The sequence below is a fragment of the Pseudomonas sp. LH1G9 genome (genome assembly GCF_002949975.1).
In the GTDB taxonomy this organism is placed as follows: domain Bacteria; phylum Pseudomonadota; class Gammaproteobacteria; order Pseudomonadales; family Pseudomonadaceae; genus Aquipseudomonas; species Aquipseudomonas veronii.
This window is the reverse complement of record NZ_CP026880.1, coordinates 4,121,761-4,137,641: the sequence shown is the minus strand read 5'-3', so window position 1 is coordinate 4,137,641 and position 15,881 is coordinate 4,121,761. Positions and strand designations below refer to the sequence as shown.

At 62.9% G+C, this 15,881-nt stretch carries 16 protein-coding genes; 10 read left to right on the top strand and 6 right to left on the bottom strand.

Going from position 1 to position 15,881, the window contains the following annotated elements; translation table 11 throughout:
* Window positions 1–7: 7 nt before the first annotated feature.
* The 5 genes from C5F70_RS19125 to C5F70_RS19105 form a co-directional block, all read right to left on the bottom strand.
* Complete coding sequence (locus C5F70_RS19125) at window positions 8–730, bottom strand: fimbria/pilus chaperone family protein (RefSeq protein WP_017848660.1); 723 nt, start codon at window positions 728–730, stop codon at window positions 8–10.
* A 79-nt stretch (window positions 731–809) separates the two neighbouring features.
* The gene (locus tag C5F70_RS19120; protein WP_017848661.1) at window positions 810–1,436 is read right to left on the bottom strand and encodes a DUF1120 domain-containing protein; all 627 of its coding nucleotides are present in this window, start codon (window positions 1,434–1,436) and stop codon (window positions 810–812) included.
* A 56-nt stretch (window positions 1,437–1,492) separates the two neighbouring features.
* The gene (locus C5F70_RS19115; RefSeq protein ID WP_046488637.1) at window positions 1,493–2,119 is read right to left on the bottom strand and encodes a DUF1120 domain-containing protein; all 627 of its coding nucleotides are present in this window, start codon (window positions 2,117–2,119) and stop codon (window positions 1,493–1,495) included.
* 56 nt (window positions 2,120–2,175) lie between these two features.
* A complete protein-coding gene (locus tag C5F70_RS19110) occupies window positions 2,176–2,796 on the bottom strand; it encodes a DUF1120 domain-containing protein (RefSeq protein ID WP_104903870.1) in 621 nt (206 codons plus the stop codon).
* A 44-nt stretch (window positions 2,797–2,840) separates the two neighbouring features.
* Window positions 2,841–3,470 (bottom strand): DUF1120 domain-containing protein, encoded by a 630-nt coding sequence (locus C5F70_RS19105; protein WP_017848664.1) that lies wholly within the window; start codon window positions 3,468–3,470, stop codon window positions 2,841–2,843.
* A 414-nt stretch (window positions 3,471–3,884) separates the two neighbouring features.
* On the opposite strand from C5F70_RS19105, the gene C5F70_RS19100 reads away from it, so the two are divergent.
* From C5F70_RS19100 to dacB, 8 genes are all read left to right on the top strand, one after another.
* Window positions 3,885–4,712 (top strand): response regulator, encoded by an 828-nt coding sequence (locus C5F70_RS19100; RefSeq protein WP_082107800.1) that lies wholly within the window; start codon window positions 3,885–3,887, stop codon window positions 4,710–4,712.
* Between the two features lie 181 nt (window positions 4,713–4,893).
* On the top strand, window positions 4,894–5,529 hold the full coding sequence (locus C5F70_RS19095) for a response regulator transcription factor (protein ID WP_026140231.1): 636 nt from the start codon (window positions 4,894–4,896) through the stop codon (window positions 5,527–5,529).
* Between the two features lie 227 nt (window positions 5,530–5,756).
* Entirely contained in the window at window positions 5,757–6,395 is a 639-nt protein-coding gene (locus C5F70_RS19090) for a DUF1120 domain-containing protein (RefSeq protein WP_226926121.1), read from the top strand.
* Between the two features lie 100 nt (window positions 6,396–6,495).
* The gene (locus C5F70_RS19085; RefSeq protein ID WP_046385353.1) at window positions 6,496–6,966 is read left to right on the top strand and encodes a nuclear transport factor 2 family protein; all 471 of its coding nucleotides are present in this window, start codon (window positions 6,496–6,498) and stop codon (window positions 6,964–6,966) included.
* A 36-nt stretch (window positions 6,967–7,002) separates the two neighbouring features.
* A complete protein-coding gene (locus C5F70_RS19080) occupies window positions 7,003–7,278 on the top strand; it encodes a GIY-YIG nuclease family protein (RefSeq protein ID WP_026140234.1) in 276 nt (91 codons plus the stop codon).
* Between the two features lie 76 nt (window positions 7,279–7,354).
* On the top strand, window positions 7,355–8,290 hold the full coding sequence (locus tag C5F70_RS19075) for a glutathione S-transferase family protein (RefSeq protein ID WP_046488628.1): 936 nt from the start codon (window positions 7,355–7,357) through the stop codon (window positions 8,288–8,290).
* A 111-nt stretch (window positions 8,291–8,401) separates the two neighbouring features.
* Window positions 8,402–10,816, top strand: a complete 2,415-nt coding sequence (locus C5F70_RS19070; RefSeq protein ID WP_104903868.1) for a TonB-dependent receptor — start codon at window positions 8,402–8,404, stop codon at window positions 10,814–10,816.
* Window positions 10,817–10,946: 130 nt separating this feature from the next.
* A complete protein-coding gene (gene dacB, locus C5F70_RS19065) occupies window positions 10,947–12,404 on the top strand; it encodes a D-alanyl-D-alanine carboxypeptidase/D-alanyl-D-alanine-endopeptidase (protein WP_104903867.1) in 1,458 nt (485 codons plus the stop codon).
* Window position 12,405: 1 nt separating this feature from the next.
* Here the strand turns inward: dacB and C5F70_RS19060 are convergent, their stop codons facing one another.
* Window positions 12,406–13,185: an IclR family transcriptional regulator gene (locus tag C5F70_RS19060; protein WP_046384607.1), complete on the bottom strand. Its 780-nt coding sequence runs from the start codon at window positions 13,183–13,185 to the stop codon at window positions 12,406–12,408.
* A gap of 119 nt (window positions 13,186–13,304) precedes the next feature.
* Here C5F70_RS19060 and hmgA point away from each other — a divergent pair, with 119 nt between their 5' ends.
* Together hmgA and fahA are read left to right on the top strand one after the other, a co-directional pair.
* Complete coding sequence (gene hmgA, locus C5F70_RS19055) at window positions 13,305–14,588, top strand: homogentisate 1,2-dioxygenase (protein WP_046488623.1); 1,284 nt, start codon at window positions 13,305–13,307, stop codon at window positions 14,586–14,588.
* Window positions 14,589–14,591: 3 nt separating this feature from the next.
* On the top strand, window positions 14,592–15,878 hold the full coding sequence (fahA, locus tag C5F70_RS19050; protein WP_104903866.1) for a fumarylacetoacetase: 1,287 nt from the start codon (window positions 14,592–14,594) through the stop codon (window positions 15,876–15,878).
* Window positions 15,879–15,881: the final 3 nt, after the last annotated feature.

The window sequence follows — 15,881 nt, the reverse complement described above, 5'->3', positions numbered from 1 at the left end:
CGTTGCATCACAGGCTTATGGGCGCGTCGTGGGGCGCGACCGCAAAGCCATACACCGTGGCCGGTTGCAGGCGCACGCTGGTGGCGCCGGCGCCGGCGCCGCTGGCGGTGACGGTCAGCGTTTCACCGGGCAGCACATAGGTGCGCGGCAGCATCGCCGAAGCATTGCCGGGCAGCAGTTGCAGCTCCTGGGCCAGGCGCACCACATACGGGGACGGGTTGTGGACGCTGAGCTGGTCGGCTTTCAAGGTCCATTGCAGGCCCAGCCACGGCGTGCGATTCGGCGCCAGCCCCTTGGGATGAATGATCACCGGCAGGTTCTGCCGCACGGTCACGCCCACTTGCGCGCGCCCGAGCTGGGCCGGGTCGCGCTGGGCGGGCATGCCCTCGAAAATCACCCGTTTGAGGCGCTGGGTTTGCAGCGGCGCCTGGGTTTGCAGGATGAAGCGCACCAACTGGCTCTTGGACGCCTCGACGCGGGTCAGGGGTGGAGTCACGAACAGCAGCGTGTCGCTGTCCTCGGGGATGTTTTCGAGGGTGACGTGCAGCAAGGCCATTTTGGTGTCGGTGTTGGTGACCGAGACCGTGGCCTCGCCATCGGCCTCGTTGACGATCACCACCGAGGTGTCCGGGACCATGCCGTCGGCACGCGCGACGGTTGCACCGAGGACGGCCAGTGCCACGCAGCAGAGACGCGGCAGCCAGCGCCAAACGGAAAAAAACGAGTTCATAACAGGGCTCTTCTATACAGGGCGCTTCAAATGGGCCGACATGCGCGCGGTGGGTGACCGGGGCGCCGACGGCACGGTGTCAGAGGTAACGCAGGTCCAGCGTGATCGAGCCATCGAGGGGCACCTCTTCGTGGAGCGTCAAGGTGTTGGCCGGGCTGATCGAGGTGTCGACCCGCAGGGACGCCACCAATTGCCGGATCGGCGCGGGCAGCGTATCGCCGGCCCGGGCAAAGCCCATCAACAGACGCGGGTACATGTTAGGTTCGGGTTTCCAGCTAGCCCCCTGGTCGGATGAGGTCAGGGTTTGCATCGGCTGCGAATCGCCTACCGGGCCGCGCAACGACAGGCTGACCGACCCGAGGCGTTCGTCAGGGGCATGGGGGTTCATGCCCAGCCCATAAAAATAATCCGGCGCCAGCGATGACTCGCGCTTGTTGTCGATGCCCACCAGGGCGAACAACACCAGGCCTTCGCAACTGATGCTCAAGCCCATCTGCTGGTTCGGCAGCACGGTGAACTCACTCGGATGCAACGTCGTCGCCAGGATCTTGTCGTGGTCGACAAGGCCGTTGTCCGACAGCGATACGCTGCACGCGCTGGGGGTGATTCGCCCGTTGACGTCCAACTCCACGCTCGAGAGCGCGAAGGCCAAGGGCGCCGCCGCCAACAGAAGGGTGAGGGCCGGCAAGCGAGTAAGCAGGTTCATGGCTTGAGTTACCTGGTGTTGAACGGGTGGTACGGGCATCGGGCAAGGCGGTGGCGTTACAGGTAGAGGACTTCGACCGTGACCGAACCGTCGATCACCGTGTCTTCGGTAATCGTCAGGCCCTGGGCCGGCAGGATGAATGGCTTGACCGAGAGCGCCACCTGCGTGTTCTGGGCCGGCACAGGCACCCGCGCCGCGCCGATCTCTTGGATCGAGATCCATTGATTGGTTTGCCAGCCCATGTCTGGCCGCATAGAGTTCCAGGTGGTGCCGTTGTCCGACGACCGGATCATCCCGACGGGCGTGTTATCGGCGACGCCCTGGTCGAGGAACATGAGGTAGCCGCCAATACGCTGACCGGCACTGGTCTTACCGATGCCATATTCGATGATGCTGTTTGCCGAGTCGGTGCGGTTGTCGGTGGCCGTCAGGGCAAACAGGGTCGAGGCTTCGCAGTCGATGCCCATTTGCAGGGTGACCGGGGTGAGTTGGGTCCGGGTGTCCAGGTTAAGGTCCTTGACCGAGACCCGGCCGACGTCGATGGTCTCGGCCGACAGGCTCGGCATGCACGCCGAGGGCACAATCAGGCCCTTGACGGTCAGGTCAACGGTGGAGGCGGCGAGCACCGGGAAAGCGCAGCCGATCAGTACGCCGGTAACGCTGGTACGCAGTAGCTTTTTCATGACGGGTGAAGCTCCAGGGATGGATAGGAATACAGGGGGGCCAGGGGTTTACGCTGTTACAGGTACCTCATCTCAAGGGTCGTGTGCCCGTCGACGAGGACTTCGTCGGTGAGGGTCAGGCCATCGGCGCGGGCAATTCGGGTGTAGAGCACAATGTCTGCGTCGAAGATCGTCACGGCCATTGGCTGAGTGGGGTTGTCCATTGCGGCAACCGCGAGCAGGTTGAGGTGGCCCAACTGCGTACCGGGGGTCCACGTGGTGCCGCCATCCAGCGACACGATGGTTCGCACGGCCATGGTGTCCGCCATGGGGTTGCTCAAACTCAGCGAAACGCTGCCCAGTTTCTCGTCGTTGGGGGTCGTGCCCAGGCCGTGGTGGTTGGGGATCACCGATGTGCCGTGGCGGTTGTCGATGGTGGTCATGGCGAAGAGCGTCGAGCCTTCGCACCGCACGTTCAGGTGCAGGGTGTTGCGCGGCAGCAACGTGTCTCGGTCTTGGTTGAGGTCGCGCACGGTCACCTTTCCGTGGTCGATGGTGCCGCCCTCAGCCAAGCCCGGCGTGCAGGCTTTGGGCGTAATTACGCCGCTCACGCTCAGCTCGGCCTGGCTGCTGGCTAAAGCGCTGGGCACGTTCGCCAGCAGCAGACTCGCCAACAATGCGGGGAAATATTTATCCATGAAATGAACAACCTCTCTGGGCAATGCCCTGCGTGGATGATGAGTTACAGGTACTTGACCTCGATCGTGGCGGAGCCGTCGATCAGCACTTCGTTGCTCAAGTCCAGGCTGTTGGCGGCGGCGATCTGGGTGTCGATCACCAGCTCGCTGATCACGTTCTTGATCGGGATCGGCTTGGGATCCTGACCGTTCGACCTGTCGCCAAACGCCGCCATGTACGGGTTTTGCCAAACCACATCGTCAATGGCTTGCCAGCTCACGCCATCCAATGACTCGATGGGCTCGACGGCGACGTTGTCGGCCACCGGATTTCTCAGAGAGAGCCAGAACGTGCCGATTTTCTGCAGGTTGTTGATCAGGCCCAGGCCGTAGCCGAAGCCGTAGATTGACGACCCTGCGCGGTTGTCGGTGGTGCGCAACGCAAACAGGGTTGCGGCCTCGCAGTCCACATTGAGTTGCAGCCTGGCGGTGGGCAGGCTGGTCGGGCTGTCGAGGTTGAGGTCTTTTACCGAGACCTTACCGTGATCCACCACACCACTGGCGGACAACGTCGGTGTACAGGCGCTTGGGGTAATCACGCCTTTGACGGTCAATTCCACGGTACTGGCGGCGAAGGTCATGCCGCTGCCGACAAGGGCGATGACGGCGGTGAATGCGGCTAAGGGCTTTTTCATGTGATCGAGCTTCCGATGCAAAGCTGATTGCCGAGGGGCAAGGGGGGACCCGTCGGTAACTAGGTGGCGACCGCCTGGAGTGGCCGGTCGCGTCCCGCTCTGGGGATGCCGGGCAATCTATCGGGGGGAGGGCGTCGGGCAAATACAACAAATACGACAATGGGCGGATGTCGCACACGCCCAATCGACTTGTCGGAACTCGTTTTTTTGTGTGTAGGAAATATAAGGGTTTCGTAGTTGTTGTATCGCGCAGGCGGCCTAATTCAAATAGCGTTCCGGCCGATACATCTTCACAGCACATTCGAACAGCCAGGCGTGTTGCGTGCCGTACCCGGTACCTATGTCGGCGGATGTTCTGTCGGCCATTGAGGTTGCCGATCCCCGCGCCGTGCGCTTATTGAATTTGAGGTAGTCATGTCATCAGGCCCTATCCCAGGCGACCGAGCAGGGGATGACCTGGCCGCACAGCCGGCGTCAACCCGGCATTGGCGTGAGCTCAAGGTGTTGTTGGTAGACGATCATCCCGCGTATTGCCTGCTGATGGGCGCGATGCTGGAGCGGCTGGGGCTGGCATTTGCAGTGTGCGCGCACGGCCAGGCTGCCCTGGCGATTCTGGACGTCAGCCGCGCCGACCTGATTTTCAGCGACTGCCAAATGCCGGTGATGGATGGCTATGCCATGACCCGCGAGCTGCGCCGCCGCGAACTGCGCGACGGCGCGGAGCGCGTGCCGGTCATCGCGTTCACCGGCAAGCTGGGCGCGCGCGAAATCCAGCAGTGCCAGGCTGCGGGCGTGGATGCCTGGCTGGCCAAACCGGTGACCTTTCAACAACTGCGCCAAGTCCTCGGCGACTGGCTGCCCGGCCCGCGTATCAGCGAGACCGCACAGCCGGTCACGGCGGTGGAGGGGCGCTGGCCGAGTCGCGGCCGGCTGGGGCAACTGTTCGGCTGCAGCGAGGCGCTGCCCGGCATCCTGGCAAGCCTGGTGTATGAGGCCGAGCTCGATCTGCATGCGCTGGCCCAGGCCACCGACGGCCTGCAAGCGCAGGCCACGGTCGAGCATTTGCACCGCTTGATCGGCAGCGTGGCGTTCTTCGGCGCCACACCGTTGGAAATGCGCGGTCATCAGTTGATCGAGGCGATCAACCGCGACGGCGTGGCCATGCACCTTCAACGCTTGCTCGCCTTGCGCAGCGACTTGATGGGGTATCTGAAATATTTGTCGCTGTTAGGAAAAGGATGACAGCTAAGACCGATGGCTTCTGTAGGTCTTCAGAGTGGGCAATTTCCTTTTTTTCTGTGGGGTAAAATTCTGCTCCCAGGGATTGCTGGGCTATCTGCCATTACGGCGTTTGGGGGCGGTTGTTGCCGATCCGATCCGGGAGTATTTTGCGCGGATTCAAGTTGCCATCATGGTGGTGCTCATGCTTCGCGTAATTATTGCTGACGATCATCCCATCGTGCGTATCGGGCAGAAAGTGGTGATAGAAGCCAATGGCCGGTGCAAAGTTGTCGCCGAGGCCGACGGCCCGGATCAGTTGCTGGCGCTGGTGGACAGCACCCCGTGCGATATCCTGGTGACGGACTTCGCCATGCCGGGTAACCAGCAAGCCGACGGCTATGGCTTGCTCGGCCTGATGCGGCGCCGGCACCCGGACTTGCCGGTGATTCTGGTGACCATGTTTGCCAATGTCGCCACGTTGCGCGAATCGTTTGCCCAGGGCGCGCGGGCGATCCTGGCCAAAAGCGCGTCGGCCCGCGAACTGCCCCTGGCGATTGCCGCCGTCAGTGAAGGGCGCACCTTCGTCAGCGAGTGTCTGCGCGCGCAACTGGCGGAGGCCGGGACGGGCAATCAGCAAGCCGTGCCGCAGTTGTCCGGCAAAGAGCGCGAAGTGGTGCGGATGCTCGCCAGCGGCATGACCGTCAGCCAGATCGCGGCGCGGGTCAACCGCAGCATCTCGACCATCAGCAAGCAGAAAAGCACCGCGATGACCCGGCTGTGCATCTCCACCGATGTGGATTTGTTCGCTTATGCGCGTGCGGCGGGCATGGTGCCGTAGAAAGTTGCAGTTTCATGACGGTGCTAGAGTGAGTCAGGCAGTGGCTGAGTATCGTATTACTTGTATTAAGTTTGAATGAGTTATCCCTTAACTTGTGATGGTTGTCCTGGCATTGTTTGGTCGGGGCATACACTTCATTCTAATAGTTTTGTCTTGCTGACGAGTTAAAGTAAGCGCGTCTGTGCGCTTGCCTGGCTCATCAAGTAATGACCGAAAGTGAGCCTATTATGCAACCGTCCCGTGTACTTGTTGCCGCCGCGTTTTTGCTGGCCGGTGTTTCTAATGTAATGGCCGCATCCAGTGTGGATATCAGCGTGGTCGGTACTATCATTCCGTCGGCCTGTACGCCAACTTTATCTGATGCCGGTACGGTGGATTATGGGAAGATCTCGATCAACGATTTTCCTAGACTGGGGGAGATGGTACTGCCAGCGGCGACGATAAACTTGGAGGTTACTTGTGACGCGCCGACTTTGATGGCAGTCAGGAGTCTGGACAATCGAGCCGGAACTGCGGCTGTTCAATCACCTTCACATGACCCGCTCACCGTGTATGGTTTGGGCTTGGCAAGTGGTGGGCAAAAGATCGGCAGGTACGAACTTAAGATGAACGATGTGACAGCCGACGAACAACCGAGAGCCGTGATTGAGTCCATCGATAAAGAGACGTGGTTTGCTGCCGATAACGCAATGTGGCAACCACGTTGGCTGCGCACCGTGAGTAACGGTAATATAATTCCCGTGGCAGTGACGACCCTTAAGACAGACCTGATGTTGAGTACAGTCCTCGCGCCCAAAGACTCTCTGCCGGGTGAGGAAGAAATCCAGATAGACGGCAGCGCCACTTTGGACGTTATCTACCTTTAACCCCGCCAGGTATCACTTATTCTCGTGATGAATAACCATGGCTTTCCCGTGTTACGAGGATTATCGTTCAGCACCCCTGACCATCGTGCGAATGTTGCCCATGAGTGATGCCCACAACGTCCTGATCACCGAGTTCTATACGGCCTTCCAACATCTGGATGCCGAAGCCATGGCCGCCTGCTACACCGACGACGTGGTGTTCAGCGACCCGGCGTTCGGCGAGCTGCGCGGGCGCGATGCCGGGGATATGTGGCGCATGCTCACCACGCGGGCCAAGGACTTTTCCCTGACCTTCGACCACGTGCGCAGTGATGACAGTACTGGCAGCGCCCATTGGGTGGCAACGTACCTGTTCAGCGCGACCGGCAACACGGTGGTCAACGACATTGGCGCGCGCTTCGTGTTTCGCGACGGCAAGATCTGCGAACACCACGACCACTTCGACCTGTGGCGCTGGTCGCGCCAGGCCCTGGGCCTCAAGGGGTTGCTGCTGGGCTGGTCGCCCGCGCTGAAAAACGCCGTGCGCGCCCAGGCGCTCAAAGGCCTGAGGGCATTCCAGGCCAGTCGTTGATAAGATTGGCGCTCCTCTGGTTTGCCGAATCGACCCGTGACTGATCTTCCTGAACCCAAGCCCTGGTTCGTGTACCTGGTGCGTGCCGCCAACGGCTCGCTGTATTGCGGCATCAGCAATGATCCGCTGCGCCGGTTTGCCTCCCATCAAAGCGGCAAGGGCGCGCGGTTTTTCCTCTCCAGCCCCGCCGTCGCGCTGGTGTACACCGAGCAGTGTGCGAGCAAGGGCGAGGCGCTGCGCCAGGAACGCTTGATCAAGAAATTGAAGAAGAGCGCCAAGGAATGCCTGGCGGCGAGTGGCTCATTGACCTGATTGATGGGAGCCTATTTCACCCACGCGTGATTTTGCAGGCTAAGCTGAATGCTCATTTAATTGAGCGGAGCCTGGCATGTCTGAGTTGATCCTGCACCACTACCCGCAATCCCCTTTCGCGGAAAAAGCCCGCCTGCTCCTGGGCTTCAAGGGCTTGTCCTGGCGCTCGGTGCTGATCTCGCCGGTGATGCCCAAGCCTGACCTGATCGCCCTCACCGGCGGCTATCGCAAGACTCCGGTGCTGCAGATCGGCGCCGACATCTACTGTGACACAGCACTGATCGCGCACCGCCTGGAACAGGAAAAAGCCGGGCCGGCGCTGTTTCCCCAAGGCCTGGAACTGGTCGCCCAGGGGTTCGCCGCCTGGGCCGATTCGGTGGTGTTCGCCCATGCCGTGGCCTTGGTATTCCAGCCCGAATCCCTGGCGGCCAAGTTCGCCAAAGTGCCGTCCGAAATGCTCAAAGTGCTGGTGGCCGATCGTGCCAAGCTGTTCAGCGGCGGCACCGCAGCCCGTCTGCATCTGGAGCAGGCCAAGCATCAATGGCCGGCGATCATCAGCCGCATCGACCAGCAATTGCAGCACCAAGAGGGAGATTTTCTGTTCGGTGAGCCTTCGATTGCCGACTTTGCCCTGGCCCATCCGCTGTGGTTCCTCAAAGGCTCGGTGGTGACCGCGCCGTTGGTTGACGCACATCCCGCCGTTGCCACCTGGCTCGACCGGGTGCTGAGCTTTGGCCATGGCACCGCCACCGAGATGAGCACCGAGCAAGCCCTTGACGTAGCGCGTCACGCCACCCCGGCGGCGTTGCCCGCTGAAGTGTTCGAGGACTTGAATGGCTTCACGGCCGGCCAGCAGGTGAGCATTGCGGCCACCGACTACGGCACCGACCCGGTGCTCGGTGAGTTGTTGTTTGCCGGCCGCGAAGAACTGATCCTGCGCCGTACCGACGAACGCGGCGGCACCGTGCATGTTCACTTCCCGCGCCTGGGTTTTTGCATTCAGGCGCAATAAAACCGGATTATTTTCAACCGGAGGTGAGGTAAACCCGACGCCCATCCGTGTAGTGCTTGAAACTGCGATCTATTCGCATTAACAGCGTTTTCTACACGGGTGCTCACAAGCATGAAATCGACGGCGGGCGGTTGGGTTAAACAGTGGCTGGGAGCCTCGGTCTTGACGGTATCGGGGCTGGCACTGCTGCCCCTGAGTGTGGCGCAGGCGCAGGAACAACAAAGTGCCCAGTTCAACTTTGCCCTGGCGGCCAAGCCACTGCCCCAGGCGCTCAGTGATTTCAGCCGGGTCACCGGGCTCAGTGTGATCTATACCGACGAAGCCCCCTACGGCCTCAATGCCCCGGCCGTCAGCGGCCCGATGAGCGCGACCCAGGCCCTGCAACGCCTGTTGGGCGGCTCCGGTTTTACCTTCCGCCAGATCGACGCCCGCACCCTGGCCTTGGAGCCGGTGCCCAGCGACGGCGCGCTGAACCTGGGCGCCACCACTATCAGCGCGGTCGCCGAACCCGCCGACAGCACCAGCTACCAGCCGCCACCCACCAGCTCGGTCATGCGTTCCCGTAGCCTGCTGCTGGAGACCCCGCAAACCGTCAACGTAGTGCCCGCCCAAGTGCTGCGTGATCAACAACCGCGCAACCTGGATGACGCCCTGGCCAATATCAGCGGCATCACCCAGGCCAACACCCTCGGCAGCACCCAGGATGCGGTGATGCTGCGCGGCTTTGGCGACAACCGTAACGGTTCGATCATGCAGGACGGCATGCCCGTGGTGCAGGGCCGGGCGCTGAACGCTACGGCTGAACGGGTTGAAGTGCTCAAGGGCCCGTCGTCGCTGCTGTATGGCATCCAGGACCCAGGCGGCGTGGTCAATATCGTCAGCAAAAAGCCGCAGTTGCTGCAGTCCACCTCCTTGACTGTCCGTGGCTCCACCTTCGGCAACGGCAAGAACGGCAGCGGCGGCAACCTCGACACCACGGGGCCCATCGGCGACAGCGGGCTGGCGTATCGCCTGATCGTCGACCACGAGGACGAAGATTACTGGCGCAACTACGGCACTCACCGCGAGAGCCTGATCGCGTCATCCCTGGCCTGGTATGGCGACACCACTCAGGTGGTGTTCGCTTACGAACACCGCGAGTTTCTCTCGCCGTTCGACCGCGGTACCGCCATCGACCCCAAGACCAATCACCCGTTGGACATCCCCGCCACCCGGCGCCTGGATGAGCCGTTCAACAACATGGAAGGCCGCTCCGACCTGTATCGCTTGGAGGCCGATCACGACCTGAACGACGACTGGAAGGCGCACGTCGGCTACAGCTGGAACCGCGAAACCTATGACGCCAGCCAGGTGCGTATCGCCTCGGTCAACAGCAACGGCACCTTGACCCGCAGCATGGACGGCACGCGTGGCGCACTGACCACCGACCGCTTCGCCACGGCCAGCCTGGAAGGCAAGGTCAAGCTTGGCGGCATGCAGCATGACCTGGTGTTCGGCCTCGACGATGAGTACCGCAAGATCTATCGCGCCGAACTGATCCGCCAGGCGCAGCGCAGTGCCTTCAGCTACGTCAATCCGGTGTATGGCAACGATGTGCAAGGCACCACGGTGAGCGCCAAGGACAGCGCGCAGACCGACTTGCTGCGCAGTGACTCACTGTTCTTCCAGGATGCGATTCACCTGACCGACCAGTGGATTCTGGTGGGCGGCGCGCGCTATCAGATGTACGACCAATACGCCGGCAAAGGCGTGCCGTTCAAGGCCAATACCGACGGCAATGGCCAGAAATGGGTGCCGCGTGCCGGCCTGGTGTACCGCTACACCGACGAACTGTCGTTTTACGGCAGCTACACCGAGTCGTTCAAACCCAACTCGACCATTGCCGCGCTGAACGATGGCAGCGTGCTTCAGGGCGACCTGCAGCCGGAAGAGTCCAAGGCCTGGGAGTTGGGAACCAAGCTCGACATGCCGGGGCGCATCACCGCCAGTGCGGCATTGTTCGATATCACCAAGCGCAATGTGTTGGTGTCCGAGACCGTCAGTGGGGAAACGGTCTACAGCGTGGCGGGCGAAGTGCGCTCCCGTGGCCTGGAGCTGGACGCCAGCGGCCAGCTCAGCGAGCGCTGGAGCCTGATCGGCAGCTATGCCTACACCGATGCCGAAGTCACCAAAGACCCGGCGCTGCAAGGCAAGCGCCTGCAGAACGTCGCCAAACACACCGGTTCGTTGTCGGCGGTGTACGACGTCGGCAGCCTGCTTGGCGGGGATGATCTGCGCGTCGGTGCCGGTGCGCGTTACGTCGGCCAGCGCGAAGGCGATGCCAAGAACAGCTTCAATCTGCCGGGGTATACCGTGGCCGATCTGTTTGCCAGCTACGACACTAAAATCGAAGGGCAGAAGGTCAAGTTCCAGCTCAACGTGAAGAACCTGTTCGATCGCACCTACTACACCTCGGCGGCCAGCCGGGTGTTTGTGTCGATGGGTGATGCGCGGCAGGTGTCGGTGTCCAGCACGCTGGAGTTCTGAGCCGGCGGCGAGGGCAGTGGTCGAGCCTGTCAGGGGCGCTTCGCCCCCCAGCGCGAGCACGCTCTCTCGCCACAAACGGCATGAGCTGTTAGCGTTGCCGCCACTGACGACTTTGCGGAAAACGGTACTGATGCGGTTTGCACGAGGGTTACACACCAGCGCGATGCTGGTCGGCTTGAGCGTTTTATTGGGGGGCTGCGCCAGCGTTGCGCCGACCGCCGGCCCTTCAACCCTGGACCGCCTGTTGGCCGACCCGGCCCTCAATGGCGCCACGGTTTCACTCGTGGTGCGCGACGCCCGCAGCGGCAACACGCTCTATCAACACAACCCGCGCACGCGGCTGGTGCCGGCCTCCAACCTCAAGCTGCTGACCACCGCGGCGGCGATGGACGTGCTGGGCCCGCAGTATCGGTTTTCCACCCAACTGCTGAGCAACGGCACGCAGCAAGGCGAGCGCCTGAACGGCAACCTGTACCTGCGCGGCCTGGGCGACCCGACCACGCAGTTCGCCGATTACCAGGCACTCGCCGCGCAACTGGCGAGCCAGGGCGTGCGTCAGGTACAGGGCGACCTGGTGTTCGACGACAGCTGGTTCGATGCGCAGCGCCTCGGCGTGGATTGGGCTCAGGACGATGAAAGCACCTACTACGGCGCGCAGATTTCGGCGCTGACCGTGTCACCCAATTCTGATTTTGATGCGGGCACCTTGATGGTCACCGCCACGGCGCCCATGAGCCCCGGCCAGCCGGTCAGTGTGGCGATCAGCCCGGCCACCGATTATGTGCAACTGAGCAACCGCGCGGTGAGCGGCCCCGGCAACAGCTATGGGATCACGCGCCAGCACGGCACCAACCTGCTGCAACTCACGGGCGCGCTGGCGCCGGGCAAGCACAGCCGGCAATGGGTGAGTGTGTGGGAACCGACGCAACTGGTGGCCAATCTGTTTGAACAGGCGCTGGCGCAGCAGGGCATCCAGGTGCTGGGCCGTCGAGTGATCGGAGGCAGCAGTCCGGCGACGGCGCGGCTGCTGGCGGAGCATCAATCGGCACCGTTGCAGGAACTGATCACGCCGCTGCTCAAGCTCTCGAACAACAGCATGTCCGAAGCCTTGCTCAAGGCCATGGGCCGTCAGACCGCGAACGTCGGAACCGCGCAGGCGGGCGTGGCGGCGGTGGCGGCGTTCATGCGGCGCCAGGGGTTGGACCCGGCGAGCCTGAATCAGGTGGACGGTTCGGGGTTGTCGCGGCGCAATCTGGTGTCGGCGCAGACGCTCACCGACTTGCTGCTGGCGACGTCCAGGCAACCCTGGTTCGACGCGTGGTACAACGCCTTGCCGATTGCCGGCAACCCCGCGCGCATGAGCGGCGGCAGCCTGCGTTATCGCCTGCGCGGCACGCCGGCGCAAGACAACCTGCATGCCAAGACCGGCTCCATGGGCGGCGTGTCGTCATTGAGCGGTTACCTCACCGACGCCCACGGGCGGCGCCTGGTGTTTTCGATGATCAGCAACAACTACCTGAGCGACGCCGCACCGGTCCGCGCTCTGGAGAACCGCCTGGCGGTCGCCCTGACGCAATGGCGCGACTGACTCAGGGCTGGTAGCCCATCCGCCAACTCACCGCCCGGGTCGCCGCCAGCAGGCGCTGCGCCGCCGGGCCGTCTTCATCGGCATGGAACAGCGAGGTGGGGCCGACCACGGTCATCACCGCCGCCACCTGGCCGACCGCGTTGAACACCGGCGCCGACAACGCATCCACACCCGGCATCAGCAGGCCATGCACAAAGTGCAAGCCACGCGCGCGGATCTGTTCGCAGGCGCTGGCGTAGGCCTGGTCGTCCGCCAGAGCGTGGGCGATGCCCGCCTGGATCTCGCGCTCGCGCAATTCGATGGTTTCCCGCGCTGGCAAAAAGGCGCTGAACACCAGCCCGGTGGATGAACTGAGCAGCGGCAACACCGAGCCCAACTGCGTCACCACGGTGACCGCGCGCACCGCCGGTTCGATCTGCACCACGGTCGCGCCCTGGTTGCCCCACACCGCCAGGAAGCAGGTTTCATTCAATTCGTCACGCAGCTCGGCCAGGGGCAGGGCGCCGACTTTGAGCACGTCCATGCTGCCCAGTGCGGCGAGGCCCACGCGCAATGCTTCGCGACCCAGGCCGTAATGGTTGGTGGCGCTGTTCTGCTCGGCGAAGCCCGACGCAATCAGGGCCTGGAGATAGCGGTGAACCTTGCTCGCCGGCATCTGCACATGCTCGGCCAGGCGCGACAGCGAGGTGGAGGGCGACAGTTCGGCCAGGGCCTTGAGGATGTCGGTGCCCACTTCGGCCGAGCGGACTTTCTGTTTACCGGTGTCGCGGGGCTTTTCCATGGGGCAACGGGAATCCGAGAGATGAGTGGGCGTCTTTATAGCTTGACGGTCGACAGTGATCAAATTACGTTATGCGTAACTGGATTACGATAAAAACAACTTCCGTCAGAGGATGATCCATGAACCTCGAATACCTCTCGGGCTTCGGCAATGAATTCGCCAGCGAAGCCCTGCCCGGCGCGCTGCCGGTCGGCCAGAACTCCCCGCAAAAAGCGCCTTACGGCCTGTACACCGAACTCTTCTCCGGCACGGCCTTCACCATGGTGCGCAGTGAAGCGCGCCGTACCTGGTTGTATCGCATCCAGCCGTCGGCCCATCATCCGGCGTTCGTCAAACTGGAACGGCAACTGGCTGGTGGGCCGCTGGGCGCGGTGACGCCGAATCGGCTGCGTTGGGACCCGTTGGCGATACCGAGCGAGCCGACCGACTTCATCGATGGCCTGGTCGCCATGGCGGCCAATGCCGGGGCGGAGCAACCGTCGGGCATCAGTATTTACCATTACGGCGCCAACCGTTCGATGCAGCGCGTGTTCTTCAACGCCGATGGTGAGCTGTTGATCGTGCCCGAGCAGGGCCGCTTGCGTATCGCCAGCGAACTCGGGGTGTTGGAGGTCGAGCCGTTGGAAATTGTCGTGCTGCCACGCGGTCTGAAATTCCGCGTCGAACTGCTGGATGCGCAGGCGCGCGGTTATGTCGCCGAAAACCACGGCGCCCCGCTGCGCCTGCCGGACCTCGGCCCGATCGGCAGCAACGGCCTGGCCAACCCGCGTGATTTTCTGACCCCGGTTGCCCACTACGAAGACCGCCAGCAGCCGACGACCCTGGTGCAGAAATTCCTCGGCGAACTGTGGGCCTGCGAACTCGACCATTCGCCCCTCGACGTCGTGGCCTGGCATGGCAACAACGTGCCGTACAAATACGACCTGCGTCGGTTCAATACGATCGGCACGGTGAGTTTCGATCATCCCGACCCGTCGATCTTCACCGTATTGACCTCGCCCACCAGCGTGCATGGCCTGGCCAACCTCGATTTCGTGATCTTCCCGCCGCGCTGGATGGTGGCCGAGAACACCTTCCGGCCGCCGTGGTTCCACCGCAACCTGATGAACGAATACATGGGCCTGATCCAGGGCGCCTACGACGCCAAGGCCGAAGGCTTCCTGCCCGGCGGCGCGTCGTTGCACAGCTGCATGAGCGCCCACGGCCCGGATGGCGAGACCTGCACCAAGGCGATCAATGTCGAGCTGGCCCCGCACAAGATCGATGACACCATGGCGTTCATGTTCGAGACCAGCCAAGTGCTGCGCCCGACGCGCTTCGCCCTGGACTGCCCGCAACTACAATCTGCTTATGATGCGTGCTGGGCCTCGCTGCCCGTCACCTTCGACCCGAACCGGAGATAACCCATGACGCAATCAACGCTCGCCCGCAGTTGGGTCACCAGCGCCAACGGTCATCGCGATTTTCCCCTGCAAAACCTGCCGCTGGGGGTGTTCAGCATCAACGGCTCGGCGCCGCGCAGTGGCGTGGCGATCGGCGACTGCATTCTCGACCTGCTGGCCGCCCGCGATGCGTTTGACGGTGAAGCGCTGCGCGCCGTCGACGCCACTGCCGGCGGGCAGTTGAACGCCTTCTTCGAGCTCGGCCGTGGCCCGCGCGTGGCCTTGCGCGAGCGCCTGTTGGCATTGCTCGGGGAGGGCAGCCCGCTGCAAGCACGCGAGGCCGAAGTGCTGCACCGCGCCGCCGATTGCCAGATGCACCTGCCCGCCAAGATCAATGACTACACCGACTTCTATGTCGGCATCGAACACGCGCAGAACGTCGGCAAACTGTTCCGCCCCGACAACCCGCTGCTGCCCAACTACAAGTACGTGCCGATCGGTTATCACGGCCGTGCATCGACCATTCGCCCGTCCGGCACCGAGGTGCGCCGCCCCAAAGGCCAGACCCTGCCGGCCGGCCAGACCGAGCCGAGCTTCGGCCCCTGCGCGCGGCTGGACTACGAGTTGGAGCTGGGCATCTGGATCGGCCAGGGCAATGCCATGGGCGACTCGATTGCCATTGGCGAGGCGGCCGAGCACATTGCCGGTTTCTGCCTGCTCAACGACTGGTCGGCGCGGGATATCCAGGCCTGGGAGTACCAGCCGCTGGGGCCGTTCCTGTCGAAGAGTTTTATCACCAGCATCTCGCCGTGGGTGCTGACGGCCGAAGCGCTGGCGCCGTTCCGCCAGGCACAACCGGCTCGTCCCGAAGGCGATCCGCAGCCGCTGCCGTACCTGCTGGATCAACGCGATCAGGCGGCGGGCGCGTTCAATATCGAGCTGGAGGTGCTGCTGACCACGGCGTCGATGCGTGAACAGAACCTGCCGGCCCAGCGCCTGACCCTGAGCAACACCCAGTACATGTACTGGACCGTGGCGCAAATGGTTGCGCACCACAGCGTCAATGGCTGCCAGTTGCAGGCCGGCGATCTGTTCGGTTCGGGCACCTTGTCCGGGCCGCAGCCGGGGCAGTTCGGCAGCCTGCTGGAGATCACCGAGGGCGGCAAGAAGCCGATTGAACTGGCGTCGGGCGAGGTGCGTAAATTCCTCGAAGACGGTGATGAAATCATCCTGCGCGGCCGTTGCAGCCGTGACGGTTTTGCCTCCATCGGCTTCGGCGAATGCCGTGGCACGGTGGTCGCGGCGCGCTGAGGG